This is a genomic window from Stenotrophomonas sp. CASM110, from assembly GCF_049384345.1.
In the GTDB taxonomy this organism is placed as follows: Bacteria; Pseudomonadota; Gammaproteobacteria; order Xanthomonadales; family Xanthomonadaceae; genus Stenotrophomonas; species Stenotrophomonas muris.
In genome coordinates this window covers 38,831-64,851 of record NZ_JBMRGI010000015.1, presented here as the reverse complement: position 1 = coordinate 64,851, position 26,021 = coordinate 38,831, and the positions used below count along the sequence as shown (strand labels likewise).

General features: G+C 66.7%; 21 protein-coding genes, 1 other RNA gene and 1 riboswitch. Of the genes, 10 read left to right on the top strand and 12 right to left on the bottom strand.

What is annotated here, in order from left to right:
• Positions 1 to 33: 33 nt before the first annotated feature.
• The 3 genes from VG561_RS14160 to VG561_RS14150 form a co-directional block, all read right to left on the bottom strand.
• Entirely contained in the window at positions 34 to 462 is a 429-nt protein-coding gene (locus tag VG561_RS14160; RefSeq protein WP_080052962.1) for a hypothetical protein, read from the bottom strand.
• Between the two features lie 95 nt (positions 463 to 557).
• Entirely contained in the window at positions 558 to 1,442 is an 885-nt protein-coding gene (locus VG561_RS14155) for a hypothetical protein (protein WP_262093755.1), read from the bottom strand.
• Between the two features lie 152 nt (positions 1,443 to 1,594).
• Positions 1,595 to 2,215, bottom strand: a complete 621-nt coding sequence (locus tag VG561_RS14150; RefSeq protein ID WP_014645920.1) for a hypothetical protein — start codon at positions 2,213 to 2,215, stop codon at positions 1,595 to 1,597.
• Between the two features lie 558 nt (positions 2,216 to 2,773).
• Positions 2,774 to 2,919, top strand: a riboswitch (FMN riboswitch).
• A 77-nt stretch (positions 2,920 to 2,996) separates the two neighbouring features.
• Here VG561_RS14150 and VG561_RS14145 point away from each other — a divergent pair.
• The 5 genes from VG561_RS14145 (at position 2,997) to thiL (ending at position 6,912) form a co-directional block, all read left to right on the top strand.
• Positions 2,997 to 3,623 (top strand): riboflavin synthase, encoded by a 627-nt coding sequence (locus VG561_RS14145; RefSeq protein WP_014645921.1) that lies wholly within the window; start codon positions 2,997 to 2,999, stop codon positions 3,621 to 3,623.
• Positions 3,620 to 4,720, top strand: coding sequence for a 3,4-dihydroxy-2-butanone-4-phosphate synthase (gene ribB / locus VG561_RS14140; RefSeq protein ID WP_423179707.1), 1,101 nt, complete (start codon positions 3,620 to 3,622; stop codon positions 4,718 to 4,720). Before VG561_RS14145 ends, ribB begins: the two co-directional genes overlap by 4 nt.
• A gap of 160 nt (positions 4,721 to 4,880) precedes the next feature.
• Complete coding sequence (gene ribH / locus VG561_RS14135; protein WP_005415267.1) at positions 4,881 to 5,348, top strand: 6,7-dimethyl-8-ribityllumazine synthase; 468 nt, start codon at positions 4,881 to 4,883, stop codon at positions 5,346 to 5,348.
• Entirely contained in the window at positions 5,345 to 5,824 is a 480-nt protein-coding gene (gene nusB, locus VG561_RS14130; protein ID WP_005408062.1) for a transcription antitermination factor NusB, read from the top strand. The genes ribH and nusB overlap by 4 nt, the downstream gene beginning before the upstream one ends.
• Positions 5,825 to 5,949: 125 nt before the next feature.
• Positions 5,950 to 6,912, top strand: coding sequence for a thiamine-phosphate kinase (thiL, locus tag VG561_RS14125; RefSeq protein WP_134808499.1), 963 nt, complete (start codon positions 5,950 to 5,952; stop codon positions 6,910 to 6,912).
• A gap of 1,060 nt (positions 6,913 to 7,972) precedes the next feature.
• Here thiL and VG561_RS14120 read toward each other — a convergent pair.
• The 3 genes from VG561_RS14120 to VG561_RS14110 form a co-directional block, all read right to left on the bottom strand.
• On the bottom strand, positions 7,973 to 8,344 hold the full coding sequence (locus tag VG561_RS14120; RefSeq protein WP_423179706.1) for a DUF805 domain-containing protein: 372 nt from the start codon (positions 8,342 to 8,344) through the stop codon (positions 7,973 to 7,975).
• A gap of 127 nt (positions 8,345 to 8,471) precedes the next feature.
• Positions 8,472 to 8,882 carry a hypothetical protein gene (locus VG561_RS14115; RefSeq protein WP_053495669.1) on the bottom strand — a complete coding sequence of 137 codons (411 nt, stop codon included), beginning with the start codon at positions 8,880 to 8,882 and terminating at the stop codon, positions 8,472 to 8,474.
• Between the two features lie 457 nt (positions 8,883 to 9,339).
• Complete coding sequence (locus tag VG561_RS14110) at positions 9,340 to 11,769, bottom strand: autotransporter outer membrane beta-barrel domain-containing protein (RefSeq protein WP_423179705.1); 2,430 nt, start codon at positions 11,767 to 11,769, stop codon at positions 9,340 to 9,342.
• 319 nt (positions 11,770 to 12,088) lie between these two features.
• Between VG561_RS14110 and VG561_RS14105 the strand changes: the two genes are divergently transcribed.
• Together VG561_RS14105 and VG561_RS14100 are read left to right on the top strand one after the other, a co-directional pair.
• Entirely contained in the window at positions 12,089 to 15,328 is a 3,240-nt protein-coding gene (locus VG561_RS14105; RefSeq protein WP_423179704.1) for an autotransporter outer membrane beta-barrel domain-containing protein, read from the top strand.
• A 192-nt stretch (positions 15,329 to 15,520) separates the two neighbouring features.
• Positions 15,521 to 17,542, top strand: coding sequence for an acyltransferase family protein (locus VG561_RS14100; RefSeq protein WP_197574522.1), 2,022 nt, complete (start codon positions 15,521 to 15,523; stop codon positions 17,540 to 17,542).
• Positions 17,543 to 17,867: 325 nt separating this feature from the next.
• Here the strand turns inward: VG561_RS14100 and VG561_RS14095 are convergent, their stop codons facing one another.
• The 4 genes from VG561_RS14095 to VG561_RS14080 all read right to left on the bottom strand — a co-directional run bounded on the left by VG561_RS14095 (position 17,868) and on the right by VG561_RS14080 (position 22,120).
• The gene (locus VG561_RS14095) at positions 17,868 to 19,253 is read right to left on the bottom strand and encodes an FAD-binding oxidoreductase (protein WP_142235438.1); all 1,386 of its coding nucleotides are present in this window, start codon (positions 19,251 to 19,253) and stop codon (positions 17,868 to 17,870) included.
• On the bottom strand, positions 19,250 to 19,930 hold the full coding sequence (locus VG561_RS14090; RefSeq protein WP_423179703.1) for a metal-dependent hydrolase: 681 nt from the start codon (positions 19,928 to 19,930) through the stop codon (positions 19,250 to 19,252). Before VG561_RS14090 ends, VG561_RS14095 begins: the two co-directional genes overlap by 4 nt.
• A 110-nt stretch (positions 19,931 to 20,040) precedes the next feature.
• Entirely contained in the window at positions 20,041 to 20,409 is a 369-nt protein-coding gene (locus VG561_RS14085) for a YraN family protein (protein ID WP_041864068.1), read from the bottom strand.
• Complete coding sequence (locus VG561_RS14080; protein WP_032956659.1) at positions 20,399 to 22,120, bottom strand: penicillin-binding protein activator; 1,722 nt, start codon at positions 22,118 to 22,120, stop codon at positions 20,399 to 20,401. The genes VG561_RS14085 and VG561_RS14080 overlap by 11 nt, the downstream gene beginning before the upstream one ends.
• 81 nt (positions 22,121 to 22,201) lie before the next feature.
• On the opposite strand from VG561_RS14080, the gene rsmI reads away from it, so the two are divergent.
• Both rsmI and rnpB read left to right on the top strand, forming a co-directional pair.
• Entirely contained in the window at positions 22,202 to 23,020 is an 819-nt protein-coding gene (gene rsmI, locus VG561_RS14075) for a 16S rRNA (cytidine(1402)-2'-O)-methyltransferase (RefSeq protein WP_014645933.1), read from the top strand.
• A 151-nt stretch (positions 23,021 to 23,171) separates the two neighbouring features.
• An RNA gene (rnpB, locus tag VG561_RS14070) (RNase P RNA component class A) lies at positions 23,172 to 23,523 on the top strand.
• 87 nt (positions 23,524 to 23,610) lie between these two features.
• Here rnpB and VG561_RS14065 read toward each other — a convergent pair.
• Together VG561_RS14065 and VG561_RS14060 are read right to left on the bottom strand one after the other, a co-directional pair.
• Positions 23,611 to 24,090, bottom strand: coding sequence for a DM13 domain-containing protein (locus VG561_RS14065; protein ID WP_049405822.1), 480 nt, complete (start codon positions 24,088 to 24,090; stop codon positions 23,611 to 23,613).
• 358 nt (positions 24,091 to 24,448) lie between these two features.
• Positions 24,449 to 25,237 (bottom strand): NRDE family protein, encoded by a 789-nt coding sequence (locus VG561_RS14060; protein WP_049440203.1) that lies wholly within the window; start codon positions 25,235 to 25,237, stop codon positions 24,449 to 24,451.
• Positions 25,238 to 25,561: 324 nt separating this feature from the next.
• Here VG561_RS14060 and mraZ point away from each other — a divergent pair, with 324 nt between their 5' ends.
• Positions 25,562 to 26,008 carry a division/cell wall cluster transcriptional repressor MraZ gene (gene mraZ / locus VG561_RS14055; RefSeq protein ID WP_004143635.1) on the top strand — a complete coding sequence of 149 codons (447 nt, stop codon included), beginning with the start codon at positions 25,562 to 25,564 and terminating at the stop codon, positions 26,006 to 26,008.
• The last annotated feature ends 13 nt before the right edge of the window (positions 26,009 to 26,021 follow it).

Genomic DNA, 26,021 nt, shown 5'->3' with positions numbered 1-26,021 from the left:
AATGACGCAGGGCAGGGGGCTACGCCCATGGCGTCAGGCCGCTTCGTCGTCTTCTTCGCCGACCGGGCACTGGCCCTTCCACTGCTGCTTCCACAGCACATGCAGGTCGCGGCAGTACGCGCCGAGCGCCTCGCCCGGCAGTTGCCTCGCCTTGAACCGCAACTGGCGACGCGTAAAACCGTCGTCGTACTCATCCGGCAGTACCAGCACGGCACACTGGTCGTGGTACATCAGGAAGTCGCGGCAGTGATCATCCTCACTCATCCACGCATCCAGGTGCCTGTCGCTCAGCTGCGTTGACTCGAAGGCGACTGAGGGTTGGACGACGATGATCTTCGTGGCTTTGAACCTGGACGCTTCGGCCTGCCAGCACACCATCAGCGCCAGCAACATGAGCGCGGTCGACGTCATACGGTGTTTCATGCGGTTGCCCTGGTGGAAGAGGGCAACAGCATTGACCATGCAGGCCGCGCAGGGCCATGCAAGGGTTCTGAAAATGCAGTTGCCCTTGCCGTCGGCAACGCTGGGCAGCGCGTAGGCTCGGCGTTACATCGCACTTACGCGCATTCGTCGGTCCACATCATCTCGGCGATCGGGCGCAGTGCCTTGCATTCCTGCGTCATGTCTTCGGCTGACTTCACCTTGGCCTTGGCCTTCAGTTCCTCGGTCATGGCATCCACGCCACTGATCTGGTCCGGCGCGATCTTCGCCACGCAGGCGCGGTGCTGCTGCAACAGCAGGTCACAGCCGGGTACGCCGGTCACCCTCGGTGCGCTGGCCGCCTGCGCGTCCTGCATCCAGTCCTCGAACGGTGCCAGCGCGCCGGTCACGGTACCCACCAGATCGTCGAAGTTGCCGCTGTACCAGTAGCCGTTGTCCTTGGCCGGGTACAGGGTGAAGGTGCCGCTGACCGGCACGCGCGCACCGCTCTGCAGCGCCTGGGTGTAGGCGTCGGTGAACTGCTTGCGCGCGGCCGGGCTGGCGTCGGCTGCAAGGCTGGCGGCGAACAGCGGGCGCACCTTGCCGAGGTCGGGCACCTGGCAGCTGAAAGTGATGCGCGCCAGCTTCTGGTCTTCCACGTACTCGTTGTCTTCAATCACGCTCTTGCTGGCGCGGCACTTCGAATCACGCAGGGCCTTGGCATACAGCGCTTCGCTGGCGGCCGCGTCGGCCTTTGCGCCGGTGCTGGCAAGCACGACCTGCCACGGTTCGGCCAGCGCCTTGGCCAGCGCACCCGGGTTCGGGGTCACCGCGTCCTGGCCTTCGAACGCCGGCTTCAGTGCATCGTTGAGCGCGCGGGTCGCCACGGCGTCATCTTCCAGCAGCACGCGTGCGTACAGGTCGAAAGCCTGTTCGGGCGTCAGTGTGGCCGGGGCGGCGCCGGCCAGCAGCGGGGCCGCCAGCAGGGCGCTGGCCAGCAGGGTACGCAAGGGAGTCTTCATGACGGTGTTTCCTGTTCCAGAGGCGCGCAAGCGTAGCGCATCTTTGCGCAGGCCCGTTGGTGCCTGTGGCCGCCTGCCGGCGCGCGCGGGCCCAAAAAAAACGGGCCCCTTGCGGGGCCCGTTCGATCGCACGACGAGGAGCGATCGGTAAATCAGAAGCTGGCGCGGACGCCGACCGAGTACTGGGTGACGTCGCGGTAGCCGGCGATCTCGCCCACTACACCCCAGGTCTTGGTGAAGTTGACCTGGCCGCCGACGGTGCCGACCCAGGTGCCCTTGTAGTTGTTGCCGCCATCCATGTAACCGGCCTTGGCCCAGGCTTCGGTCATGCGCGACGGCTTGCCGCGGATACCCATGGTGACGCGGCCCAGGTTGGTGTGGTCCTTGCCGTGGTAACGCACGCCGTCGTAGCGCAGGGTCGATTCGGCGTTCTGGCGCACCCAGGCGGCATCGGCGGTGAAGTCCAGGCGGTCGGTCCACGGCATGTGGTAGCCGATACCCAGCTCCGGCTGGTTCAGTTCCAGCTTCAGCGAGTCTTCGCCGTAGTGGCGGGTCTTGCTGGTGCGCGACCAGCCACCGAACACGTAGACCTGCTCGGCCAGCGCGACCGAGCCGCGCAGGTAGCCGCCGTCGACCTTCGGGTCGTCCAGCACGTTGTCGTCAACCTGGACCTGGGTCCAGCCGCCTTCCACGTAGGTGTAGCTCAGGGCGTCGGCCGAAGCCGAGAACGGAGCAGCGGCCAGCAGGGCGGCCACGATCAGGATCTTGCGCATGGGAATTCCTGTGAATTTCAGTCCATTGGCGGGCCTGCCCTCGCGGCTGCCCGTGGCGACCTCATGTCGTCCGCTGCGGATTTTAATGAAAGTTTTACAAAATGCGAGAGACGGCCGTCACAAGCTGGAGCCGGCCTGCAACGGGGTCAGATCCGTTTTCCGTCGGAAAACGGCTCTGACCCCTCGCGATTTCGAGGGACCCGGGGTCAGAGCCCTTTCCTGCGGAAAGGGATCCGACCCCGGTCATCAGAATGCGAGCGGGCCTGCATCGGGGTCGGATCCGTTTTCCGTCGGAAAACGGCTCTGACCCCTCCGCGATTTCGAGGGACCCGGGGTCAGAGCCCTTTCCTGCGGAAAGGGATCCGACCCCGGTCATCAGAGTGCGAGCGGGCCTGGATCGGGGTCGGATCCGTTTTCCGCCGGAAAACGGCTCTGACCCGTAGCGATTTCGAGAGGGCCGGGATCAGAGCCCCGTCCAGCGGAAAGGGATCCGACCCCGGGCATCCCACCCCGTTCAGCACGGGCTGGTACACTAGCCGCGCCGGTTCGCCGGTACACAAACGTCTTCAGGGCGGGGTGCAATTCCCCACCGGCGGTAGGTGCGCAAGCACGAGCCCGCGAGCGCCCCGGCCCACGGCCGGGGGTCAGCAGATCCGGTCCAATGCCGGAGCCGACGGTCATAGTCCGGATGAAAGAAGACGGTGCCACAGGGCCTTCGCGGCCCTGCGCCCGCCTGTTTGCCTTGCGGCGTTTTTCGCTCACTTTTCGCGGAGAACGTTACTTGTTTACTGGAATCATCGAAGGCGTCGGCCGTCTGGCCGCACGCGAATCCATCGGCGGCGATGTCCGCTTCACCTTCCACGTCGGGAATCTGCCGTTCGACCACGTGCAGATGGGCGAGAGCATCGCCATCAACGGCGTCTGCCTCACCGTCATCGCGTTCGACGCCAGCAGCTTCCAGGCCGATGCCTCCACCGAGACCCTGGGCCTGACCACGCTGGGCCAGTTGGGCGAAGGGGCGGTCATCAACCTGGAGCGCGCCATGCGCCCGACCGACCGCCTGGGCGGCCATCTGGTCAGCGGCCACGTCGACGGCCTCGGCCAGGTGCTGTCCATCCATGACGACGCGCGGGCCCAGCGCTGGCGTTTCGCCGCGCCGGCCTCGCTGCGCCGCTATATCGCCAAGAAGGGCTCGATCTGCGTTGACGGCGTCAGCCTCACCGTCAACGAAGTGGACGACGACGGTTTTGAAGTCGCCCTGATCCCGCACACCGTGGCCAACACCGCCTTCTCCGCCACCGGCGTGGGCAGCGCGGTCAATCTGGAAATCGATCTGGTGGCCCGTTACGTCGAGCGATTGATGGGTGTGCCGAGCAACGGTCAGCACCCACAGGGAGACGCAGCATGAACTTCGCCCCGATTCCGGAAATCCTGGAAGACATCCGCCTGGGCCGCATGGTGGTCATCGTCGATGACGAAGACCGCGAGAACGAAGGCGACCTGATCATGGCCGCCGAGCTGGTCAAGCCGTCGGACATCAACTTCATGGTCACCCACGGCCGCGGCCTGGTGTGCCTGCCGCTGACCCGCAGCCGCGCCGCCGACCTCGGCCTGGCGCCGATGGTGCAGGCCAATACCGCCCAGTTCCAGACCAACTTCACGGTCAGCATCGAGGCCGCCGAGGGCGTCACCACCGGCATTTCGGCGCATGACCGCGCGCATACCATCCGCACCGCGGTAAAGCCCAATGCCAAGCCGTCGGACCTGCACCAGCCGGGCCACATCTTCCCGCTGATCGCCCAGCCGGGCGGCGTGCTGACCCGCGCCGGCCACACCGAAGCCGGCGTCGACCTGGCCATGCTCGCCGGGCTGGAACCGGCCGGCGTGCTGGTGGAAATCCTGAACCCGGATGGCAGCATGGCGCGCCGCCCGGAGCTGGAAGTGTTCGCCCGCGAGCACGGCCTGAAGATGGGCTCCATCGCCGATCTGATCGCCTACCGCCTGGCCACCGAAAAGACCGTCGAGCGCGTGGACGAGCGCGAGATCGACACCGAATTCGGTCCGTTCAAGCTGGTGACCTACCGTGACCGCATCGCCCACGACCTGCACTTCGCGCTGGTTCGTGGCACGCCGGATGCGGGCACCCCGACCCTGGTGCGCGTGCAGGTGGAAAACCCGCTGGCCGACCTGCTGCACTGGCGCCGCGACGACTTCGGCGTGGCGGCCACCGATGCCCTGCGCGCGATCGATGCCGAGGGCGCCGGCGTGATGGTGGTGCTGTCGGCCCCGCGCGACGGTGAAGCCCTGCTGGCCCGCCTGCGCCAGCAGCCGGCGCCGGTGGTGCCGGGCAAGGACAAGGATGTGGGCCAGTGGCGCCGCAACGGTGCCGGCGCACAGATCCTGTCTGACCTGGGCCTGGGCAAGCTGCGGGTGCTGGGCACCCCGCGCCGCCAGGTTGGCCTGGCCGGTTACGGCCTGGAAGTGGTGGAGACGGTCACCCTGTAATGGGGGATTGCCGGCCAGCGGCCGGCACTACCGGTGGGTGCCGGCCCCATGCCACCGGTGGGTGCCGACCGTTGGTCGGCACACCCTGCGGGCCCCCGCCAGCCACGGCCGGGGCCCATCCACGCTAGAATTACCCCCTTATCGAGTCCCCAAGCCGCATATGAGCCACTACGAAGGCGATCTTCGCACTCCCGAGTCGGCGCGCTTCGCCATCCTGGCCAGCCGCTGGAACGCCCGCATCACCGACGCGCTGGTCGCAGGCGCGCGCCTGAGCCTGGCCGGCAACGGCATCACCGAAGCCAACATCGACGTGATCCGCGTGCCGGGTGCCTGGGAACTGCCGCTGGTGGCCGCGCGCCTGGCCGCCGCCCATGAACACGCCGCCATCCTCACCCTGGGCTGCGTGATCCGTGGCGACACCCGCCACTACGAACACGTGGCCGACCGCTGCGCCGAAGGCCTGATGCGCGTGCAGCTGGATTTCGGCGTGCCGGTGCTGAACGGCGTGCTGGCGGTGGAACGCGTTGAAGACGCCGAGGCGCGCGCAGGCGGCAGCCACGGCAACAAGGGCGAGGAAGTCGCACTCGCCGCACTGGAAATGGTCAATCTGCTGGAGCAACTGCCATGAACAAGAACACCCAGGGCAAGCCCTCCGGTAAACCCGTCCGCCGCGATGGCGTCGATCCGGTGCTGCGCTCGCGCGCCCGCCGTCGTGCCGTGCAGGCCATCTACGCCTGGCAGATCTCCGGCGGCAACGCACAGTCGCTGATCGCCCAGTTCGCCCACGAGCAGGCCCGTGAAATCGCTGACCTGGCGTACTTCGAGGCGCTGCTGCACGGCGTGCTCGACAACCGCCGCGACATCGACGAAGCGCTCGGCCCGTACCTGGACCGTGGCATCGAGGAAGTGGACGCGATCGAACGCGCGGTGCTGCGCCTGGCCGCCTACGAGCTGCGCTACCGCCTGGACGTGCCATACCGCGTGGTGATCAACGAAGCGATCGAATCGGCCAAGCGCTTCGGTTCCGAACACGGCCACACCTACGTCAACGGCGTGCTGGATCGTGCCGCCGTGGAATGGCGCAAGGTCGAATCGGGTCACTGACCCGATTTCTGTAGAGCCGAGCCATGCTCGGCTCACCGTGCAGCGCACGGTTGCGTTCGGCAATGCGGCGCGTGATCGAACTGCAGCCGAGCATGGCTCGGCTCTACAAAAAAGCAGAACGCCCCATGTCCCTGGCCGAATTCGCCCTCATCGACCGCATCCGCGCCCGCACCCTCGAGCGCGACGACATCCTGCTCGGCATCGGTGACGACGCCGCGCTGCTGCAGCCGCGTGCCAACGAGCAACTGGTGGTCACCGCCGATACGCTCAACAGCGGCGTGCACTTCCCGGTTGAGACGCCTGCCTTCGACATCGGCTGGAAGACCCTGGCGGTCAACCTGTCGGACCTGGCCGCGATGGGCGCGCGCCCGGCGTGGTGCACGCTGGCACTGTCACTGCCGGAAGCGTCTGAAGATTGGATCGAGGCCTTTGCCGATGGCTTCTTCGCCCTGGCCGACCAGCACGACATCGCGCTGATCGGTGGCGACACCACGCGCGGTCCGCTGTCGCTGTCGGTGACCGCGATGGGCCAGGTCGGGCGTGGCCAGGCCCTGCGGCGCGACCGCGCACAGGCAGGCGATGACATCTGGATCAGTGGCACGCTGGGCGATGCCGCCGGCGCGCTGCGCCTGTGGCAACAAGGTGCGTTGAGCATCGCCACCGCCACGCTGCTGGCCGACTACGAAAGCCTGCGCCTGCGCCTGCTGCGGCCGACGCCGCGCGTGACCCTGGGCCTGCGCCTGCGGGCCTTCGCGCACGCGGCGGTGGATGTGTCCGACGGCCTGCTGGCCGACCTCGGTCATATCGCCACGCGTAGCACCGTGGCCGCGCATGTGGACGCCGATTCGCTGCCGATCTCGCACGCGCTGCGTGAGCTGCTCGGCCGCGACACTGCGCGCGACTGCGCACTGCGCGGGGGCGACGACTACGAACTGTGCTTCACCGCCGCCGCCGACCAGCGCGACGCACTGCACTACCTCGCCGAATCGCTGGACGTGCCGCTCACCCGCATCGGTCGGATTGCCGAAGGGCAGGGCGTGCATGTGGATGGCGAAGCCGCCGACGGCGGTTACCAGCACTTCGCGTAGCCGCAGCGGTACCGCCCTGCTGGGTGCCAAGCTTAGGGTGGGGTCAGATCGATGTTGCTCTGGCAGGTGCCAACCCTGGTTGGCACGGATGTGTCAGCCGCGCGTGGCAACTCCGTGTCGACCAAGGTCGACACCTACCAAAGCGGAGGCGCATTGGTGCGCTCTGGTAGGTGCCAACCAGCGTGTCGACCAAGGTCGACACCTACCCAGGCAGGAACACCTCGATGTTGCTCTGGTAGGTGCCAACCTTGGTTGGCACGAATGCGTCAGACGCGCCGTGCCAACCAGCGTGTCGACCAAGGTCGACACCTACCCAGGCGGGAACACCTCGGTGTTGCTCTGGCAGGTGCCAACCTTGGTTGGCACGGATGTGTAAGACGCCCGTGCCAACAGCGTGTCGACCAAGGTCGACACCTACCCAGACGGGAATACCTCGGTGTTGCTCTGGTAGGTGCCAACCTTGGTTGGCACGAATGTGTCAGCCGCGCGTGCCAACAGCGTGTCGACCAAGGTCGACACCTACCCAGGCGGGAACACCTCGGTGTTGCTCTGGTAGGTGCCAACCTTGGTTGGCACGAATGCGTCAGCCGCCCGTGCCAACAGCGTGTCGACCAAGGTCGACACCCACCAACGCGGAGGCGCATCGGTGCGCTCTGGTAGGTGCCAACCTTGGTTGGCACGGATGTGTCAGTCGCGCGTGCCAACATGGTGTCGACCAAGGTCGACACCTACCCAGGCGGGAATACCTCGGTGTTGCTCTGGTAGGTGCCAACCTTGGTTGGCACGAATGTTTCAGCGGCCGGTGGCAACACCATGTAGACCAAGGTCGACACCTACCCAGGCGGGAACACCTCGGTGTTGCTCTGGTAGGTGCCAACCTTGGTTGGCACGAATGCGTCAGCCGCCCCTGCCAACAGCGTGTCGACCAAGGTCGACACGTACCCAGGCGGGAATACCTCGGTGTTGCTCTGGTAGGTGCCAACCTTGGTTGGCACGGATGTGTCAGCCGCCCGTGCCAACAGCGTGTCGACCAAGGTCGACACCCACCAACGCGGGCGGGTTACACGTGCGGAACCGCTGTATCGAAGCGGTTGTTGCCCGGCGTGCCGGGTAGCAGCAGGAACACCAGCACCACCAGGCCCACAATCGGCACCAGCATCAGCAGGTACCACCAGCCTGAACGGTCGGTGTCATGCAGGCGGCGCACGGTCACTGCAATCATCGGCACGATGATCGCCAGCCACACCAACGCGCCCGCGCCCGTCGATATCAGTGCCAGCGTGCTTGAACCGGTGTAGCCAGCAATGAAGCCCAGCACATTCGACGGAATCAACAGGATCATGATGAACAACTGGAACCACCAGAACTCACCGCGGCTGGCGCGGCCATTGAACTGTGCATAGCGGACAAGCGGAATCATCATCTTGTGCATCCGGGCACTCCCTGAAAGAAGTGCGCACTATTGGTGCTCCTGTGATGATGAGCCATCGGAATCGTTGCAATTGCGTGCAGCGTGCAACTGAACTGAGCGCTACCCCGCACTTCTCCTTGTTGGGTGCTTACGCTGCTCGCAACTGCACATCCACATACTCGGCCAGCCCACGGCAGGCCAGCAACAGCCCTTCGCGCGCGCCATCGCCCATCTGCTCATCGACGTCACCGTCCACGCGCACACGTTCGGTGGCGTGCAGCAGTTCCAGCAGGAAACTCAGCCCCGCATTGGCGCGGTCGATTCGAGCCAAGGCCAAACGCTGCCCGGGTGTGCGGTTGCTGCCGGGCCACGGTTGGCCATCGGCGGCATCGCCCTGGCGGATGTACTGCAGGCAGGCCTGCAGGGTGATGGCGCCAGGGCTGTTACCGGTCTGCAGCGCAACGAAGGTGTCTTCCAGCGTGCGGGCCAGGTCATCGGGCAGGCGCATGGCGGCCTCGCCCAGGGTGGCGAACAGGTGCGGGTAGGGGGAAGTGGTCATGGCGGCGTCCTTGTGCAAGCGGCAAGGGGGCCACCCCGCTTAACAGCGAGGGTGGCGGACGGTGCATGGTTCCAATACCGGAGGTCGATGTAGAAGCGCCGGCGGGCACGAGGCCCCCACGCACCGCCCGCCATGTAAGCGCGGACAGAATGCCTGCCGACGCCACCCAACAAGGAAAGAGCGACGCCGGCAGGCAAGCGTAACCAACACATCAACCTAACGGGATTGGAAGCCCGTGCCACCCGTTGTCGGTGGCGCTACATGATTTGCATGAAGCGCCAGTGCCGCCAATGAGAATTGTTGGAAAGTTCGAAAGCGTTGCAATCGTGCGGCGCACGCCACAGCGTGGCAATCGCGACATTCGTGTAGAGCCGAGCCGACGCTCGGCTCATCACAATCTCATCGAGAAGCAGCCGAGCATGGCTCGGCTCTACAGAAAGCAGAACGCGCTTCTACCTCACCACTTGTACGACATGCTCAGGTTCGCCGTCGCCTCGCGGTAACCATGGTCACCGCGCATCACGCCGAAGCCACCCCACGCACTCAGCCCGGAACGGAAGTCCACGCGCGCACCGGCATTCAACTCGTAGCGGTTGCGCGGCACGCTGGCCTTCAGCGCTTCATCATCGAACGCCATGCCGTTGCTGGCGCCATCGCGGTACCAGTTGGCCACCACATACGGGCTGACCGACGCGCCGGCGGCACTGCGGCCTTCGCCCTGCAGGCGCAGGCCCACGCGGCCGGACAGACCGCTGTCGCCCAGGCTGCGCACCACCGTGCCGTTGGCTTCCTCGTGGCGATCGGTGTTGGCGTCGGTGTAGACCAGCTGCAGTTCCGGCTGCAGGCTCAGCGCGGTGCTGCCGATCTGGCCGATGCCAATGCGGTAGCCGGCTTCCAGCGAGCTCTGCCAGATGTCCGAGTCGTAGCGTTCCTCGGCCAGGCCTTCGCCCTGCACGCGGTTGCGGAACTGGCCGCGCTGCACGCTGGCATCCACATACAGTACATCGTTGCTCCAGTTGCCGTACACGCCCAGCGCGCCACCGTTGATCTTGCCGCGTGCACTGTAGCCGGTCAGCTGCGAACGTGAAGTGGCGTCGGACCTGGCCAGCGTACCCATCACACCCACGCGGCCCTGGCCGTTGTCGAACACGCCAATGTCCGCACTCAGCTGCAGGCGCGAGCGGTCCACGCGCAGGTCCAGCTGGTCTTCCACCGCCGACAGCTTGCTCTGTGTAGCGTCCACGCGGGCCCAGCCACGCACGCCATCAATGGCGGAGGTGTTGCCGCCCTGGCGGTCGCGCCAGCCATGGCGCAGCAGCTGGTCCATCGCGAACTGGTTGGCCAGGTACGCGCCGGCTTCCGGGCGCAGCACCGGCGTGGGGTCGACCGGATCGACCGGATCGACCGGATCGACCGGATCCACCGGGTCCACCGGATCGACCGGCTTACACTCCGGCAGCGTCGGGTCGATCACACACGGATCCGGCGCCCCGGCAAGTTCCGAGCGCAGGTACCAGCCGCCGTTGGTCGCGTCCTTGAACAGGAAGTACTCGTACTGCCCACCCACCGCGCGGCCCTGCAGGTCGAACTGCGCATTGGACGCACCGCCCACACGGATCAGCTCGATGCCCTTGTCGGTCTTGGCGCCTGCGCCGCCGGCATTGAGCACACGCACGTTGGCCTGGCCGTTGGCGTCGCCCTTGATGATCAGCTTGTCGGTGGCCGAACTGTCGTCGCCCAGCTGGGTGTTGAACAGCAGGGTGCCACCGGCCCCGTCGAAGGTATCCACGGTGAGCGTGTTGAACGTACTGCCATTGCCCAGCGCCACCGTACCGGTGCTACCCAGCGCGAGGTGACCGACAGTGCTGTCGCCGGACATCAGCCAGGTGCTGTCGCCGTCGATGCTGGCCGAGGTGACGTTGAAGAAGCGGCCGTCGATCTGTGCCTTGTTGCGCAGTTCCACGTTGATCATGCCGTTGGGGACCGTTGTCGTGTCCAGCACCACATCGCCAGCGATGCGCGAGTCATCGACAGTGAAATCCACTGTGGTGCGGCCAGCTGCGACAGCGGTCCGCCCTTTCAGTTGGATGAGAATTCCATCCCCTCCATGCAGTTGGCTGCCGTTGGCAACGGCGACATCGATGTGAGCATCACTGGCACGGCCATGGACCCAGATGGCTGCCGCGCTCTTGGCCGACAGGGTTGAACGGTCCAAATGCACCTCGAAATTCTGTCCGTTTGCGACTGGCGAGATGACAACACCATGATTCTCGGCATCGATACGGGAGCGGTTGTGCAGCACGAGACTGCCATGGGTCATGAGTGCCCCCACGCCGTCCGAGAGAGGATAGCCACTGCTCGTGGGCAGGGCATCAACCCTGACGGTACTTGCGTCGAGCAGGATGCGCCCACTGCCAACGCTCATCCCGGAAAAGTCCAGGCCTACGGACTGCCTGTCACCAGGTTGCTGGCCTGCACCGGGCGAGACCACAACGTGAGAGCCGGAAAGCGTAACCTGCGCTTGATCTTGTACTCGCAGGTTCCCCACGAAAGTACTGTCACGCGCGTCCAGCAGCGAATTTCCATCCAGCTTTACGGCATGTTCGGCGTAGTCGCCCGATGGCTTGCGCGAGACCGTCGAAGCAACCAGCGTTACGCGTGAGTCATCGGCCAGAATGGTCTGGGCCGCTCCTCCGTTCACGGTCAGCAGCGAGCCGTTCTTCAACGTCCACGCTTCGACCGGATCGCCAGCACCGACCTCCGCAGTCTGGCCATCGAGATCGCCGGCCAAAACGACCCCGGCGGGAAGGGACGCCAGCGCCAGCAACAGGCTGCGGAACAGCGGGCGCGGCGTCGGAGGATGGGATGCGGTGGCGGTGCGCTTCATGGGGGAATCCTTGTGTCGGAGAAGGGGGAGAGACGCGACACGACGCAACCGCATTCAGACGAAGTGCCGTATATCCTTCATCTCCGTGATAATGGCGTGAAGGGTGGGCAATTGCGAAGTCACGTGTCTCTACTGGCGCCAGTCTCTGTGCGCAGCCCGGCCGAACCCATGCAAAAAGTTGTAAAGCACACTGAACACCGGTAGCGCCTTCAGCTTTCAGCCAGCACTGCGACAGCCTGTCGCAGGCGGGTTGCAAGTGATTCGATGGAGGCAGTGACAGGAGATGACGAGCATGGCGCCTCCTTTCAGGAGCAACCCCATGCATACACTCACCCCACGCCACCATGCGCTGGCCGCCGCCCTCGCCATTGCACTGCTTGCCAGCATTCCCGCCTCGGCCCAGCAGATCGTGGCCGACGGCGACGACCAGATGCCTGCCGAAGGCGATTACCACACCACTGAGCCGGTGCTGCCGGGCGACCCGTCGGGGCATGCCTTCTACGCAATCAACGGCGGCCGCATTCTTCCGACAGGGCCGGTCAATCTCTCTACCGAAGGACGCGGAGCGCACGCTGCGCACGCCGAGGGCGCCGGCAGTCTGATCTTGTTGCAGGGTGCATCGGTGAGCACCACCGGCATCTCCGCAGCAGGCGCGTCAGTTGCCGCAGGCGCCCGACTGGAGGCCGCCGATGCAGTGATCGAGACACGCGGCAACAGCGCCCACGGGGTACAGGTGCAGGGCGCGGATGCCGTGCTGAGAAACGTGCAGGTCCGCAGCACTGGCGGCGATGCGCTGCGGTTGATGGGGGGCACGCTGCAGGTTCAGGGCGCTCAGTTGCAGGTGAACCGCTACGGTACTTACGGTCTGTATGCGAATGCGGGCACAGCAACGCTGGATGGGGTCCACATCGACATGGCGGGTGACGCGGGCAATGGTGTCCTGGCGACCGGCACGGCCGAGGTCGTCCTGCAGGACGCGAGCATTGGACGCGTGGGTCATTCGGGTGTGGCCGCAACGGCGCATCGCGGCGCGCGCCTGGTGATGAAGGGTGTGGACATCGACATGCGCGGTGACGCCGCCGTCGGTCTGGCGATGGGAGGCAGCGTAAACGTTTCCGACAGCCGCATCAGCGTGCAGGGCGCCCATGGTCGTGCCGTCGATCAGTCAGGTGGTGCGCTGGACGTGCAGAGCAGCGAGCTGTCCGGCAATACGGGACTGAGGCTGATGGACAATGGCAGCGTGAACCTGCGTGACAGCAGTGTCCGCAGCGAGCTGGTCGCATTGGATATCAATGGCCGAGGCAACGTCGTGACAGTGGAGCGCAGCTCGCTTGCAACGTCTGCAGGTACCGCCATCTGGATGCCGAACGATTCCACGCTGGTGCTGAGTGAGTCTTCAGTGGTGGCCCAGGGAGACGGTGGGCTCGGCCTTGATGCACGAGGCGGCAGCGCGCAGCTTTTCAGTACCAACCTGCGTACAGGGGGGCGTTCTGCCCATGGTCTGTATGCGCAGGGCGGCGCGGGGCGGCCGCCCGTGATCGAGGCGGTCGATACCCAGGTGCTGACCGAAGGAGATGGGTCTGCTGCGGCGATTGCGCGCACCGGCGGGACCGTCACGCTGGTCGACAGCCGCTTGCAGACCGTCGGCCGATCCTCGCACGGTGTCATTGCCGGTGGTGCTGGGCAGATCGCTTTGAACAACACCCATGTACGCACCGAAGGCGAGGGCGCGTGGGCGGCGGTGATCAATGACAACGGTCGGATGCGTATCGACGGCGGCTCGCTGGTGAGCGTCCAGCATGGTGGCGTATGGCTGCGTAGCAGCCGCGACCCGGGCCTGACCCTGTCCAATGGTGCGGTGGTATCGGGCGGCAATGGCATCGCCTTGGCACTGGATGCCGCAGTGGCCGGGCGCTTCGATGTGGTGCTGGAGGGCCGCTCGCGGATGGACGGTGACATCGCCATCACCCCGGAGGACGAGGACGCTGGGCTGCCGCCACAGTCGGACGTGCATGTACGGCTGGCCGATGGTTCGCTCTGGCAGGGTTCGTCGGATCTGGTGCAGACGATGGCGATCGAGAACGGCAGCCAGTGGACGCTGACCGGTGATGCCACGGTGGGCGAGTTGCAGGTACTCAACAGTGGCGTGGCCTTGTCCGACGGCAGCGGCCGTTTCAATACGCTCACCGTGGACGGCGACCTGCACAGCGCAGGGGCGACGTTCCTGTTCCAGGGCACGCTGGCCGGCGATGACAGCGCGATGGACCGCCTGCACGTGCGCGGCGACAGCTCCGGCGACGCGCTGATCGCGGTGAAGAACATCGGTGGCGTAGGCGCACCTACAGTGGATGGCATCGCGCTGATCGAGATCGACGGTGCATCGCTGGCGAGTTACACGCTGAGCGGCCGCGCGGTGGGCGGATCGTACGAGTACTTCCTGTTCCAGGGCGGCCTGGCCGATCCTTCCGATGGCAACTGGTATCTGCGTTCGCAGTGGTTCGATATCTGCCAGGACAACCCGGCCGCACCGGGGTGCGTGGTCGATCCGGGCCCGGATCCGGATCCGGATCCAACCGATCCGACTGATCCGACTGATCCGACTGATCCGACTGATCCGGGCGATCCGATCCTGCCGCCACCGGTGCTGCGCCCGGAAGCGGGGGCTTACCTGGCCAACCAGTCGGCGGCGATCAACCTGTTCGCGCACCGCATGCACGAGCGCAATGGCGCACGTTCGATGGACGGCGAGCGCCAAGCCTGGGCACGCGTGGGTCGGCAGCAGGCGGATTTCAGCGCGGTCGGCGGCCAGCTGTCGATTGATGGCAACACCTCGATGTTGCAGATCGGCACTGACCTGCTGCAGCGTGGCAACGCGGTTGCCGGTGTGATGCTGGGCAGCGGCCGCGCCGACAGCAGCGTAGTGTCCGATCTGACCGGTTACAGCGCCAAGGGCCGGGTGCGTGGCAGCGCCGTGGGTGGGTACGGCACCTGGATGCAGGAAGCGGACGGCACGCGGGGCGCGTATGTGGATGCAGCCCTGCAGTACGGCCGCTTCGATAACCGCGTGCAGGGCATCGGCCTGGCGCCGGAGCACTACGACTCGCGCATGGCCACTGCGTCACTGGAGTCCGGCTACACATTCAATGTGTGGCAGGACACCGCCAGCGCACTGTATGTGCAGCCACAACTGCAGCTGAGCCATGTCGATTTCCGCGCCGATCGCCACGTGGAGAGCAACGGTACGGTGGTCGACCATGCCGACGCCGGTGGCCTTAGCGGGCGCCTGGGCGTGCGTGTGTTCGGCCATGGCACGGCCGCCGGCAACACCGTGCAGCCGTACCTGGGCGTGAACTGGCTGCGTGGCAGCGGCACCAGTACGTTGCAGTTCAACGGCGGCACGCTGGGTGCGGACGTGCCGCGCAACCGCTATGAAGTGCAGGCCGGTGCCGAGCTGAGGCTGGGCCAGCGTTGGGGTGCGTGGGGTGGCGTGAGCGTGCAGCGCGGCGATCATGGCTACCGCAACGTAGGCGGCCAGCTGGGTCTGCGCATGGCCTGGTAAGCGCATGAAGCGGGGTCGGATCCCATTGCCAAGGCAATGGGCTCTGACCCCCAGTTGCTGCTGTGGAGCCAAGCCTATGCTCGGCTCACTGCGATCTGGACGAAGGTCAGCCGAGCAGGGCTCGGCTCTACAATCGCGCCGATCCGGGACTGGACCTGAACGTTGTCCACGTCTGTCGCGATTGTCCATTGAATGACTGCGCAAACGGTGGCGATGCTGCCGCCCTGTCTTCTGCCGGTTGCCCGCGTGTCCTCTCCCGAACGTTCCCACAACGCCGCCATCGATGGCCTGCGTGCACTGGCGGTGCTGGCCGTCGTCCTTTTCCACACCAACGCGACGTGGCTGCCCGGCGGCTTCACCGGTGTGGACCTGTTCTTCGTGGTATCCGGCTTCGTGATCAGCCAGTCGCTGGCCTCGCGCGCCCAAGCATCGCTGGGTGCGATGCTGCTCGATTTCTACCGGCGTCGCGTGCTGCGCCTGTTGCCGGCGCTGCTGGTGATGCTGCTGGCCACCTTCGTACTGTCGGCACTGTTCATTCCCCGCGCGTGGCGCAATGAACAGTTCGACCAGACCGGCTGGGCCGCGCTGGTCGGTTTCAGCAACATCGTGCTGGCCGGCCAGCAGGACGATTACTTCTCGCCCGGCGCTGAACTCAATCCGTTCCTGCATACCTGGACGCTGGGTGTGGAAGAGCAGTTCTACCTGGTCTTCCCGCTGTTGTTCTTCGTGTGGTTGCGCGGGCGCGAGCGCTGGCCGGGGTCGCGTTGGCTGTTGCCGGTGCTCACCGTGCTGTCGCTGGCGTGGGCGGGCTGGCAGGCGCAATCGGCGCCGGCGTCGGCGTTCTATCTGCTGCCGGCGCGGTTCTGGGAGCTGGCCGCGGGTGCGCTGCTCTACCAGTGGATGCATAAACGTACGCCACGCCAGGGCAGCGACGCGGCTGCCGTGGCGGGCCTGGCGCTGCTGGCCGCGGGTGTGCTGATCGCCCCGCAGTTGGCGATGCCGGTGCCGGGCGTGCTGGCGACCGTGGCCGGTACCCTGCTGCTGTTGGCGGGCGTGTCGACAGCGGGGACATCGCGCATCGCCCGTGCGCTGGGCTGCGCACCGCTGGCCTACCTGGGTCGGCTGTCCTATTCGCTGTACCTGTGGCATTGGCCGTTGCTGGTACTGCTGCGCTGGACGTATGGTCTGCATGGCGTCGCGCTGTGGCTGTATCCGGTGCTGCTGCTGGCGGTGTCGGCCGCGTCCTACCACTTCATCGAGCGCCCGCTGCGCAGTGCGGCGCCGCTGCTGCGGCTGGCACCGGCCAAGGTGCTGGCGATGGCGTTTCCGCTGGTGGCGCTGTGCGGTGCCGGCGCCTGGGCCACGGTCGAGTACCACGAGCAGGTCTCGCTCAGCGTCACCCGCAACGGCTACGCATGGCAGGCGCGTCGCTACCCGGCGTGGCGCCCGCTGGAACCGGTGAGTGCGCCGGCGCTTGAAGGGCGGCGCCTGTTCGTGGCCGGCGACTCGCATGCGGCGGCGTATCGCACCATGACCAGCATGGTCGCGCGGCAGACCGGCATGGAGGTGCGCCAGCAGGATCGCGGCGGCTGCAGCTTCGTCAACCTGCTGCGGGCCAGCCCGGCCGACTGCCAGGACTTCATTGAAGACACGCTGTCGACCATCGAACGCGAGGCGCGCCCGGGTGACATCGTGCTGCTGGCGGCCTTGCGCATGCCGGAACTGCGTGGGTTCGACTGGCAGCGGCAGGATGCACAGCAGATCTATCAACAGCTGCTGGCCGAGCGCACGCCCGCGCATGCACAGGCTGCACGCGACGAAGCCGAACGCGTGCTGGGGCGTTTGCAGAAGCTGGGCGTACAGGTGGTGATCGACGCACCGCTGCCGCTGTTCAAGGCCGGTGCGTACCGCTGTTCAGACTGGTTCAACCGCCGCAATCCGGCGTGTGCCGGCGGTCTGAGCATGCCGCGTGCGGATCTGGAAATGCTGCGGGCGCCGCAGATGGCACTGCTGGATGACCTGGCGGCACGTTACCCGTCAATGACCGTGTGGGATCCGCTGCCGCTGCTGTGCGGGCCGCAGACCTGTTCGGCGGTGGAAGAGGGCGAACCGTTGTTCTTCGACAACGATCACCTGAGCGGCCATGGCAACCGCGTGCTGCTGCCCAGCTTCCGGCAGACCCTGATCGATATCGCAGCCGACAAGACGGTGTAGAGCCGAGCCCACGCTCGGCTTGCGCGATCTGGTCGAAGAGCAGCCGAGCATGGCTCGGCTCCACAGGAGCGCGAAGGTGAACGACACGTTGTTGTAGAGCCGAGCCCACGCTCGGCTTGCGCGCACAGCGCGGGCGTCATCGCGATCTGGTCGAAGAGGAGCCGAGCATGGCTCGGCTCTACAGGAGCGCGAAGGTGAACGACACGTCGTTGTAGAGCCGAGCCCACGCTCGGCTTGCGCACACAGCGCGGGCGTCATCGCGATCTGGTCGAAGAGGAGCCGAGCATGGCTCGGCTCTACAGGAGCGCGCAGGAGTGCGCGCAGTCTATGCCGGCGGCAGCACCTTACCGGGGTTGAGGATGCCGTCCGGGTCCAGCGCGGCCTTGATCGCGCGCATCGTTGCCAGCGTTTCCGGGGTGAAGGCCTGCGCCATGAAATCGCGCTTGGCCAGGCCGATGCCGTGTTCGCCCGACAACGTGCCGCCCAATGCCAGCGTCAGCTCGAAGATCCTTGGCAGCGCGGCATGCGCGCGTGCGTTCTCGTCGGCATCGTCCGGGTGGTAGAGGATGTTGACGTGCAGGTTGCCATTGCCGGCATGGCCGAAGGTGACGATGGTCAGCGTGTAGTCACGTGCCAGCGCCTGCACGCCGGCCACCAGCTCCGGAATGCGCGACACCGGGACCACTACATCTTCATTGATCTTGCCCGGCGCCACACTGCGCAGCGCAGGTGACAGTGCCTTGCGTGCGGCCCACAGCTGGTCACGTGCACGGCCTTCCATCGCCACGTCCAGCTCGATCATGCCGTCGCCTTCGGCGGCGCTGGCCAGGGCCTGCAGTAGATAGGGCAGGGTGTCGTGGTCACCATCGGCCTCGACCAGCAGCATCGCACCGGCCTCCGGCACGTCAGCACCATTGAGCCGCAGCAGCTCCAGGCTGCGCGCGTCCATGAATTCCAGGCGGGTGGGTACCACCGGCTGCGACATCAACCGCGACACGGCGGCCGCAGCAGCATCGGCATCACGGTACAGCACGCGCAGCCCGGCCTGGCTGACCGGCAACGGGGTCAGCTTCAGCGTGGCTTCCACGATCAGTGCCAGCGTGCCTTCGCTGCCCACCAGCAGATGGGTGAGGTCGTAGCCGGTGGCGTCCTTGGTGTAGGCACCACCGCAGCGGATCACCTCGCCGGTGCCGGTCACCGCCACCAGGCCCAGCACGTTGTCGCGGCTGGTGCCGTACTTCACCGCGCGCGGGCCGCCGGCATTGCAAGCGAGGTTGCCGCCGATGCTGCAGATCTCGGCGCTGGAAGGATCCGGCGCCCAGAACAGGCCATGCGGGGCCAGTGCCTGCTGCAGGGTGCCATTGAGCACGCCGGGCTGCACGACCGCGCAGCGATCACCGGCGCGGATCTCGACGATGCGGTCCATGCGGGTGAACGACAGCACGATGCTGCCCGGCTGCGGGACGGCTGCACCGGTCGTGCCGGTGCCGGCGCCGCGCGCGACCAGCGCCACGCCATGCGCGCGACAGGCACGTACCAGTGCCTGAACCTGTTCGACGTCGGCGGGCAGCGCCACGGCTGCCGGACGCTGGCGGCGCCATGAATTGTCCTGCGCGTTGGCCTCCAGCGCGCTGTCATCCATGCGCCAGCCCTCCGCGCCCAGCAGGGTGGACAGTTCGGCGACCAGGGCAGCAGGCAGGGCAGGACTCATGACGGATCTCGAGAGGCAGCAGGAGCGGGTTGGATCAGTTTCCAGGCGACAACGGCGCCGGCCAGTGGCAGCCACACCCAGCGCAGTTCGGAGAGCAGGGTAGCCACGCCGCGTGCGCTGAAGAACTGTGGGGCGAAGGGTGAAACGCGGATCGGTCGCCACGGTGCGAAGAAGCGGTGTTCGCTCCACGGCCAGGCCAGTGCGACGCCGAGGCCGCCGGAGGTCATCGCATCCAGCAGTGGATGGCTGGCGGCGCAGACGAAGACGAATACAGCGGCTTGTACGGTCGATGCCACCGTTGGCCCTGCCTTGGTAGGTGCCAACCTTGGTTGGCACGAAACCGCCGACCAAGGTCGGCGACTACCGGAGCTGTGCTGCGCCGACCAAGGTCGGCGACTACCGGGGCTGTGTGGTGCCGACCAAGGTCGGCCGCTACCAAAGAATGCGAACGCCGCCGCCAATGCCGCCAGAACTCCGGCAAACAGCAGCGAATGGCTGGCACCGCGATGGCCGAAGGCATCCGCATAGGGAATGTGCAGCGCAAAGGCCAGTACATCGGCATCGGGCAGCATCGCGGCGATCACGCCTGCAACCAGCAGGCGCGGCGGGATGCGGCCACGATCAGCGGCGCACCACAGCGCCAGCGGCACGGCGGCATGGGTGATGATCGAAGGCATCAGTCACGCACCATGGTAGTGCCGGCCAGGCTGCGCTCTGGCGGGGGCCAACCTTGGTTGGCACAGACGCGCCGACCAAGGTCGGCTTCTACCAAGGCGGACAGTACACATCAGCAATCATCCAGCCGGAATGCGTCACGCAGCCAATGCAGCTGCGGCGGTTCGCCACTGGCTTCCACCACGTCGAAGCGGCAGGGCGCATTGGCCAGCGCGGGGTGGTCCTGCAGGTACAGCTGCGCGGCATGCGCCAGGCGCCGGCATTTGCGCGCATCGACTGAAGCGGCACCGCCACCGTACTCTGATCGCGCGCGATAGCGCACCTCCACGAACACCACGATGCCGGCATCGTCCATCACCAGGTCCAGTTCACCGCCGCGATAACGCACGTTGCGCGCGCGCGGCTGCAGTCCGGCCTGTTGCAGATGCTGCTCGGCGGCGGCTTCCACCGCCGAGCCACGTTGGCTGCGCTCAGCGACCACCGACGATCGGCATCGGCCGGCCGCCATTGAAGGTCGACCATGCCGGCTGGCGCAGGATGTTGCCGTTGCTGTCCAGGAACAGGGTGCCGGTGGCACCGTCCAGGCCGCCTTCGTTGGACAGCTTGTCCAGATAGGCGGTGATCTTCCAGGCGTCGGCGCCGAAGGCGAACAGGCGGCCGGCCGCACCGCGTGCGCTCGGCAGGGTGCTGGCCACCTGGCTGGCCGAGGGCAGGCCGGACACGCTGCGCACGTTCCAGGCTTCATTCGGGTAGACGATGCCGTCCAGGGCCACGTCTTCTTCCACCTTGCCGCTGCCGACGGTCAGCTGCGAGGTGCCGACGCGGGTGGCGCCACCGGCACCGGCCAGCGCCAGCTGCGGCGCCAGCAGGCGGGCCTGCGGTGCACGCACGGCGAGGAACACCGCATCGACCTGGCCGGCATTGCGCACCTGCGCGCCGACATCGCCAACGGCATCGCTGACGTTGAAGGTGGCCACCACCTGCCCGCCGCGCTGTGCGAAGCGCTGCGCGAAGGCGGCGGCGGAACGGCGGCCGGTGTCGTCATTGCTGCTGATCACCAGTGCGCGGTTGCGTTCGCGGCCACGCAGGTATTCGGCGGCGACGATGCCGTCGTCTTCCGGTGCCAGCGAGAAACCGGCGCTGCCGGCCGGCGGTGCGTCCTTGCCACGGTTCAGGGCCAGCACCGGCACCTGCAGCTGCTGGCGGCCGTACACGGCGTCCACTTCGTCGCGGCCCAGCGGTCCGACCACGAAGTCGGCACCGGAGGCGACCGCCTTGTCATAGGCGGCGAGGGCACCGGCCGGGGTGCCGGCGGTGTCGAAGAAGTTGATGTCCGGGCGGCGGCGGCTTTCACCGTAGTAGGCGCTCAACAGGCCATCGCGCACCGGCTGCGCGGCGGTGGCCAGGCGGCCGCTGAGCGGCAGCAGCACGGCCAGCTTGGCCGGCGGGCGGTAACCGTCGCTCATCGCCGGCGGGCGCTTGCTGGTGTCGAACTGGGCCGCGCCATCGCGGTCGAACGGGCGCGGCAGCGGCAGGCCGCGCGCGATCAGCGCACGGCCGGCGAAGTTGTACAGCGGGTCGTTGGCCGGCAGCGCGGCGGCACGGCTGCGCAGGGTGGCGTCGTCGAGGGTGCCGAGCAGGCCGGCGATGGCGGCCTGGTTCTCGCTGCGCGCGCTGCCGGTCAGGCCGGCATGGGCACGGGCGCGCTCGTTGGCGGCACCGAAGGCATCGCCGGTGCCCTGCAGGGCCTGGGCGCGGGCCAGCAGCCAGCGGGTGCGCAGGCCGACCGCAACGCTGTCGGCATGATCCTTCAGCAGGGCCAGCGCCTGCGCCGGCTGCTTGTCGGCCAGCGCCAGCTCGGCACCGGTCAGCTGGTAGCGCTGCAGGCTGGCGCCGGACAGCTGGCGGGCGGTGAGCTGGCCCAGCAGGCTGCGCGCGCGGGCACTGTCACCGGCCAGATGCCAGGCCCAGGCCGCATCGGCCAGTGCGTTGCTGCGGGCACCGCCACGCAGCGTGGCGGCCAGGCCTTCCAGCTGCAGTGCGGCGTCGCGCGGCTTGCCCTGTTCGATCAGCGCCAGCGCCTGGCCCTGGGCCGGCGAATCGGGGGTGCTGGTCAGGCTGGTGGTGGCACAACCGGCCAGCAGCATCAGCGACAACGACAGGGCGGAGAACCGTGCGGCGGGCTTGTTCATGATCGGGTCCATGCGATGAGGGCAGCGGCCTTGGCCGGGTACACGCTACGATTCTACCCTTGCCCCGTGAGTACCGCTGAAATGAGTGTCCCAACCCTGTACGTCGTCGCCACCCCGATCGGCAACCTGGCCGATCTGAGCCCGCGCGCGCAGGAGGTGCTGCGTTCGGTGGCGGCCATCTGTGCCGAGGACACCCGCCGCAGCGGCCAGCTGCTGTCCCATTTCGGCATCCAGCAACCACTGGTGGCCCTGCACGAACACAATGAAGAGGCCCTGGCGCAGCGCCTGGTCTCGCGCCTGCAGGCCGGCGAGTCGCTGGCGCTGGTCAGCGATGCCGGTACCCCGCTGGTCAGTGACCCCGGGTTCCGCCTGGTGCGTGCCGCGCGCGCGGCGGGCATCAAGGTCAGCCCGGTACCCGGTGCCTGTGCCGCCATCGCCGCGCTGAGCGTGGCCGGCCTGCCCAGCGACCGTTTCAGTTTCGAGGGCTTCCTGCCGGCCAAGGCCAGCGGCCGCCGCGACCGCCTGCAGGCGCTGGCCGGCGAAGTGCGCACGATGGTGTTCTACGAATCGTCGCACCGCATCGCCGAATCGCTGGCCGACATGGCGGCGATCTTCGGTGGCGAACGCCCGGCGGTGCTGGCCCGCGAGCTGACCAAGCTGTTCGAGACCGTGCTCGATGGTGACCTGGCGGGCCTGCTGGCCAAGGTCGAGGCCGACGACAACCAGCGCAAGGGCGAGTTCGTGGTGATGGTGCAGGGCGCGGGTGATGACGAACAAGCGCAGCTGGCACATGGCCGCCGCGTCTACGCGAAGCTGAGCGAGCACCTGCCACCGTCCACCGCCGCCAAACTGGCCGCGGAACTGACGGGCGCGCCGCGCAAGGCGTTGTACGGTAGTTGATTGATCGTGCGGACCAAGGTCCGCACCCACCAAAGCAGAATCCGCACCCACCAGAGCGGCGGAAAAGATCCACGCCATGCGTGGATGGATGAACCGGACGCCGCGATCAGCACGGCAGGAAGGACCTGCGTACGCTAGAATATGCGCTGGCGGAGCCGGCCAGACAGTCGCGTCATCCCTTCGGGGGTGCCGAGGAAAGTCCGGGCTCCACAGGGCAAGGTGCCAGGTAACGCCTGGGCGGCGCAAGCCGACGGAAAGTGCAACAGAAAGATACCGCCTACGTCTTCTTCGGAAGGCCGGTAAGGGTGAAATGGTGCGGTAAGAGCGCACCGCGAGTCTGGCAACAGACCGGCACGGCAAACCCCACCTGGAGCAAGACCAAATAGGGATCCTTTGGCGCGGCCCGCGTTGGATCCGGGTAGGTTGCTTGAGCGTTGCGGTGACGTAACGCCTAGAGGAATGACTGTCCACGACAGAACCCGGCTTATCGGCCGGCTCCGCCTCCTTCTTCTTCCACGCATGGCGTGGAGCTACCGTGATTGCGGGGTCGGATCCCTTTCCGGAGGAAAGGATCCGACCCCATGCTGTCCTCAGCCCGGCGTGCGGTATTGGCCGGCGGAAATGAACTGCGAGAAGCGCTCGCACCACACCACCACCGTGGTGTAGTCGTCCACGTCCACGTTCGCGGGCACATCCACCAGGAAGCGGTTGAAGGTCTTCACCTCGCCGATGCGCTGGGCCTGCGCCTTGATCTTCAGGAAGTCGGCCTTGTTGTCGACGAAGTCGCGGACCAGGTAGACCTTGTAGTCCGGGCCCGGTCCCATCTTGCCGTCGAAGGCAACCTGGGTGGCGCTGACGCTGACCTTGCCTTCGGCCCAGTGCACCGCGTCGCTGCCTTTGAGGTCGCGACGGAAGGTGGTGCGATAGGTGGCGTCGTTCATCGCGGCCTGCACCTGCGTGACCGGCGGGTCATCGGGGGCGATCAGGATCGGCAGCAGATAGATGCCCAGGCCGAAGCCCAAGCCGAGAGCAAGCAGGTGGGTGGCGAACAGGATGAGAATGCGACGCATGGGGCCTCCTTGGGGGTTGTGGTCGATTGCGCGGCGCGATGCCGGGCGCGACCACCCTGGGAGGTCAGGGGCGACATTTATAGACACAGTGCCGATTGCGAAAAGGGCACAGTCGGCTGGCTGTGATGCTGAAACCGCTGTGGCGCGGACGGATCGCGGTCGCGGCTGGAAGCTGAATGACGTTTCAGGCCCGCTGCGATGACGACTGCCGTCGCGTGGATCGCGACAGCACGCTGCGGGTAGTGCCGGCCGCTGGCCGGCAACTTCATGCTGCATCCGAAGATCCAGAGGTTGCCGGCCAGCGGCCGGCACTACCCCCCCCGCCAAGAGCATCCGGCCAAGGGCCGTCATGACCGGGTCAGAAAATGACGTGGCTCTGGCCGCTGGGAGCGCCCTGCGGGCCGAAGCGGCGTTCGTGGATCTCGCCATGGCCGTCGGCGTCGATCAGCAGCACGGTGCTGGCGCGGGTGCCGTAGTCATCGCCACGGATGAAGGCCGGGCTCAGCCAGCGCTCGCGTTCCAGGCCGATGCCGGTGTCGGGCAGGTCGCTGTCGGCAGGGCGGTGTTCGTCGGCCAGAGCATTCCAGAGTGGGGTCAGGTCCGGGGTCAGATCCCTTTCGCCGTGCGAAAGGGATCTGACCCCGTCCTTTTGCAGCCAGGCTTCAAGGGCCGCCATCAGCCGCCGGGTCTTCGGCCAGGGTGCGTCCAGCGCGCCGTTGGACATGCCGTGCACGCCCGGGCCGAGGGTCTGCCGTTCGGCGGGATGGTTGCCGAGGTACTCCAGGCTGTCGCTATCGGCCAGCAACAGATTGAACGGGGCATAGGCGCCAGCCACGGTCGCCAATCGGTCGATATGCACGGCGGCCGGGTCGCGGCCGCGCAGGAAGTCGGCCACCAGCGCGCCCCGCGACGGGCCGGTCTGGGCCGCCAGCGGGTCGCGGACGTTGGTGACCACCGCCATCCGGCCCGAGGCGCCAACCCCGGCCCAGCCACCGCCGGAGCGCAGATCGCGCCCGCCGATGACGGACGTCTCATCCTGCCAGGGGGCCAGCGCCGCCGTCGGGCGGGCGTGGAACTCATCACGGTTGCCGGTCATCACCAGCCGCCAGCGCGGGTGGTGCATCCAGCCAAGAGCGAGCAGGCACATGGCCTCATTGTGCACGGTTTGCGCAGTCCGGCGCCGTTTCCGGCCCGTTCCGGATGAATGCGCGGCCGATGTTTCACGCCCTCTCCACGCCCCTGAACTTCCGTTCAATCTCAAAAATTGAGACGGATCAGCAACTTGTGGATAAGCCTTGAACAATTCTCTAAAGGTTGTTGCAAGCCATTGATGCGGCTGGCGATTTCCCCGCTGAAAAGTTGTTGACAACCCTCGGCCCGCTGCTAAGGTGGGCATCAGAGGGAAATCCGGGTGTTTTGTGGGTTTTCGTGGTTCAATGTTTCACCGGGCGAAGGACAAGGTGCAGGCGTCGTGTTCCAGGGCGAGACGGCCATCACAGTTGACGACAAAGGGCGCATGGCGGTTCCCACCGCTTACCGCGACCTCGTCGCGCGCGCCAGCAACAACCGTCTCGTGCTGACCTACAACCCGTTCGAAGCCGGCTGCCTGTGGCTGTATGCAGAGTCGGAATGGGAGCGGGTCCGCGACGATGTGATGTCCAAGCCCAACACCCAGCGCGTCGTGCGCCTGTTGCAGCAGAAGCTGGTCGGCTCGGCCGCCCATCTGGAACTGGACGGCAACGGTCGCATCAGCATCCCCGCCAGCCACCGCGGTGCGGTGGGCATTGAGAAGAAGGCGGTATTGCTCGGTATGGGCGACAAGTTCGAATTGTGGAGCGAGCAGGCGCATCGGGCCCTGATCCAGCAGACGTTGTCTGACGAGGATCTGGGTGATGGGTTGCTCGACCTGAAGTTGTGAGCCGGGGTGCCCG

Bases quoted from the DNA above. Each gene is read 5' to 3' on its own strand.
- VG561_RS14160 (WP_080052962.1), bottom strand. From the start codon at position 462: ATGGTCAATGCTGTTGCCCTCTTCCACCAGGGCAACCGCATGAAACAC.
- VG561_RS14155 (WP_262093755.1), bottom strand. From the start codon at position 1,442: ATGAAGACTCCCTTGCGTACCCTGCTGGCCAGCGCCCTGCTGGCGGCC.
- VG561_RS14150 (WP_014645920.1), bottom strand. From the start codon at position 2,215: ATGCGCAAGATCCTGATCGTGGCCGCCCTGCTGGCCGCTGCTCCGTTC.
- ribB (WP_423179707.1), top strand. From the start codon at position 3,620: ATGAACTTCGCCCCGATTCCGGAAATCCTGGAAGACATCCGCCTGGGC.
- ribH (WP_005415267.1), top strand. From the start codon at position 4,881: ATGAGCCACTACGAAGGCGATCTTCGCACTCCCGAGTCGGCGCGCTTC.
- nusB (WP_005408062.1), top strand. From the start codon at position 5,345: ATGAACAAGAACACCCAGGGCAAGCCCTCCGGTAAACCCGTCCGCCGC.
- thiL (WP_134808499.1), top strand. From the start codon at position 5,950: ATGTCCCTGGCCGAATTCGCCCTCATCGACCGCATCCGCGCCCGCACC.
- VG561_RS14120 (WP_423179706.1), bottom strand. From the start codon at position 8,344: ATGCACAAGATGATGATTCCGCTTGTCCGCTATGCACAGTTCAATGGC.
- VG561_RS14115 (WP_053495669.1), bottom strand. From the start codon at position 8,882: ATGACCACTTCCCCCTACCCGCACCTGTTCGCCACCCTGGGCGAGGCC.
- VG561_RS14110 (WP_423179705.1), bottom strand. From the start codon at position 11,769: ATGAAGCGCACCGCCACCGCATCCCATCCTCCGACGCCGCGCCCGCTG.
- VG561_RS14105 (WP_423179704.1), top strand. From the start codon at position 12,089: ATGCATACACTCACCCCACGCCACCATGCGCTGGCCGCCGCCCTCGCC.
- VG561_RS14100 (WP_197574522.1), top strand. From the start codon at position 15,521: ATGACTGCGCAAACGGTGGCGATGCTGCCGCCCTGTCTTCTGCCGGTT.
- VG561_RS14095 (WP_142235438.1), bottom strand. From the start codon at position 19,253: ATGAGTCCTGCCCTGCCTGCTGCCCTGGTCGCCGAACTGTCCACCCTG.
- VG561_RS14090 (WP_423179703.1), bottom strand. From the start codon at position 19,930: ATGCCTTCGATCATCACCCATGCCGCCGTGCCGCTGGCGCTGTGGTGC.
- VG561_RS14080 (WP_032956659.1), bottom strand. From the start codon at position 22,120: ATGAACAAGCCCGCCGCACGGTTCTCCGCCCTGTCGTTGTCGCTGATG.
- rsmI (WP_014645933.1), top strand. From the start codon at position 22,202: ATGAGTGTCCCAACCCTGTACGTCGTCGCCACCCCGATCGGCAACCTG.
- VG561_RS14065 (WP_049405822.1), bottom strand. From the start codon at position 24,090: ATGCGTCGCATTCTCATCCTGTTCGCCACCCACCTGCTTGCTCTCGGC.
- VG561_RS14060 (WP_049440203.1), bottom strand. From the start codon at position 25,237: ATGTGCCTGCTCGCTCTTGGCTGGATGCACCACCCGCGCTGGCGGCTG.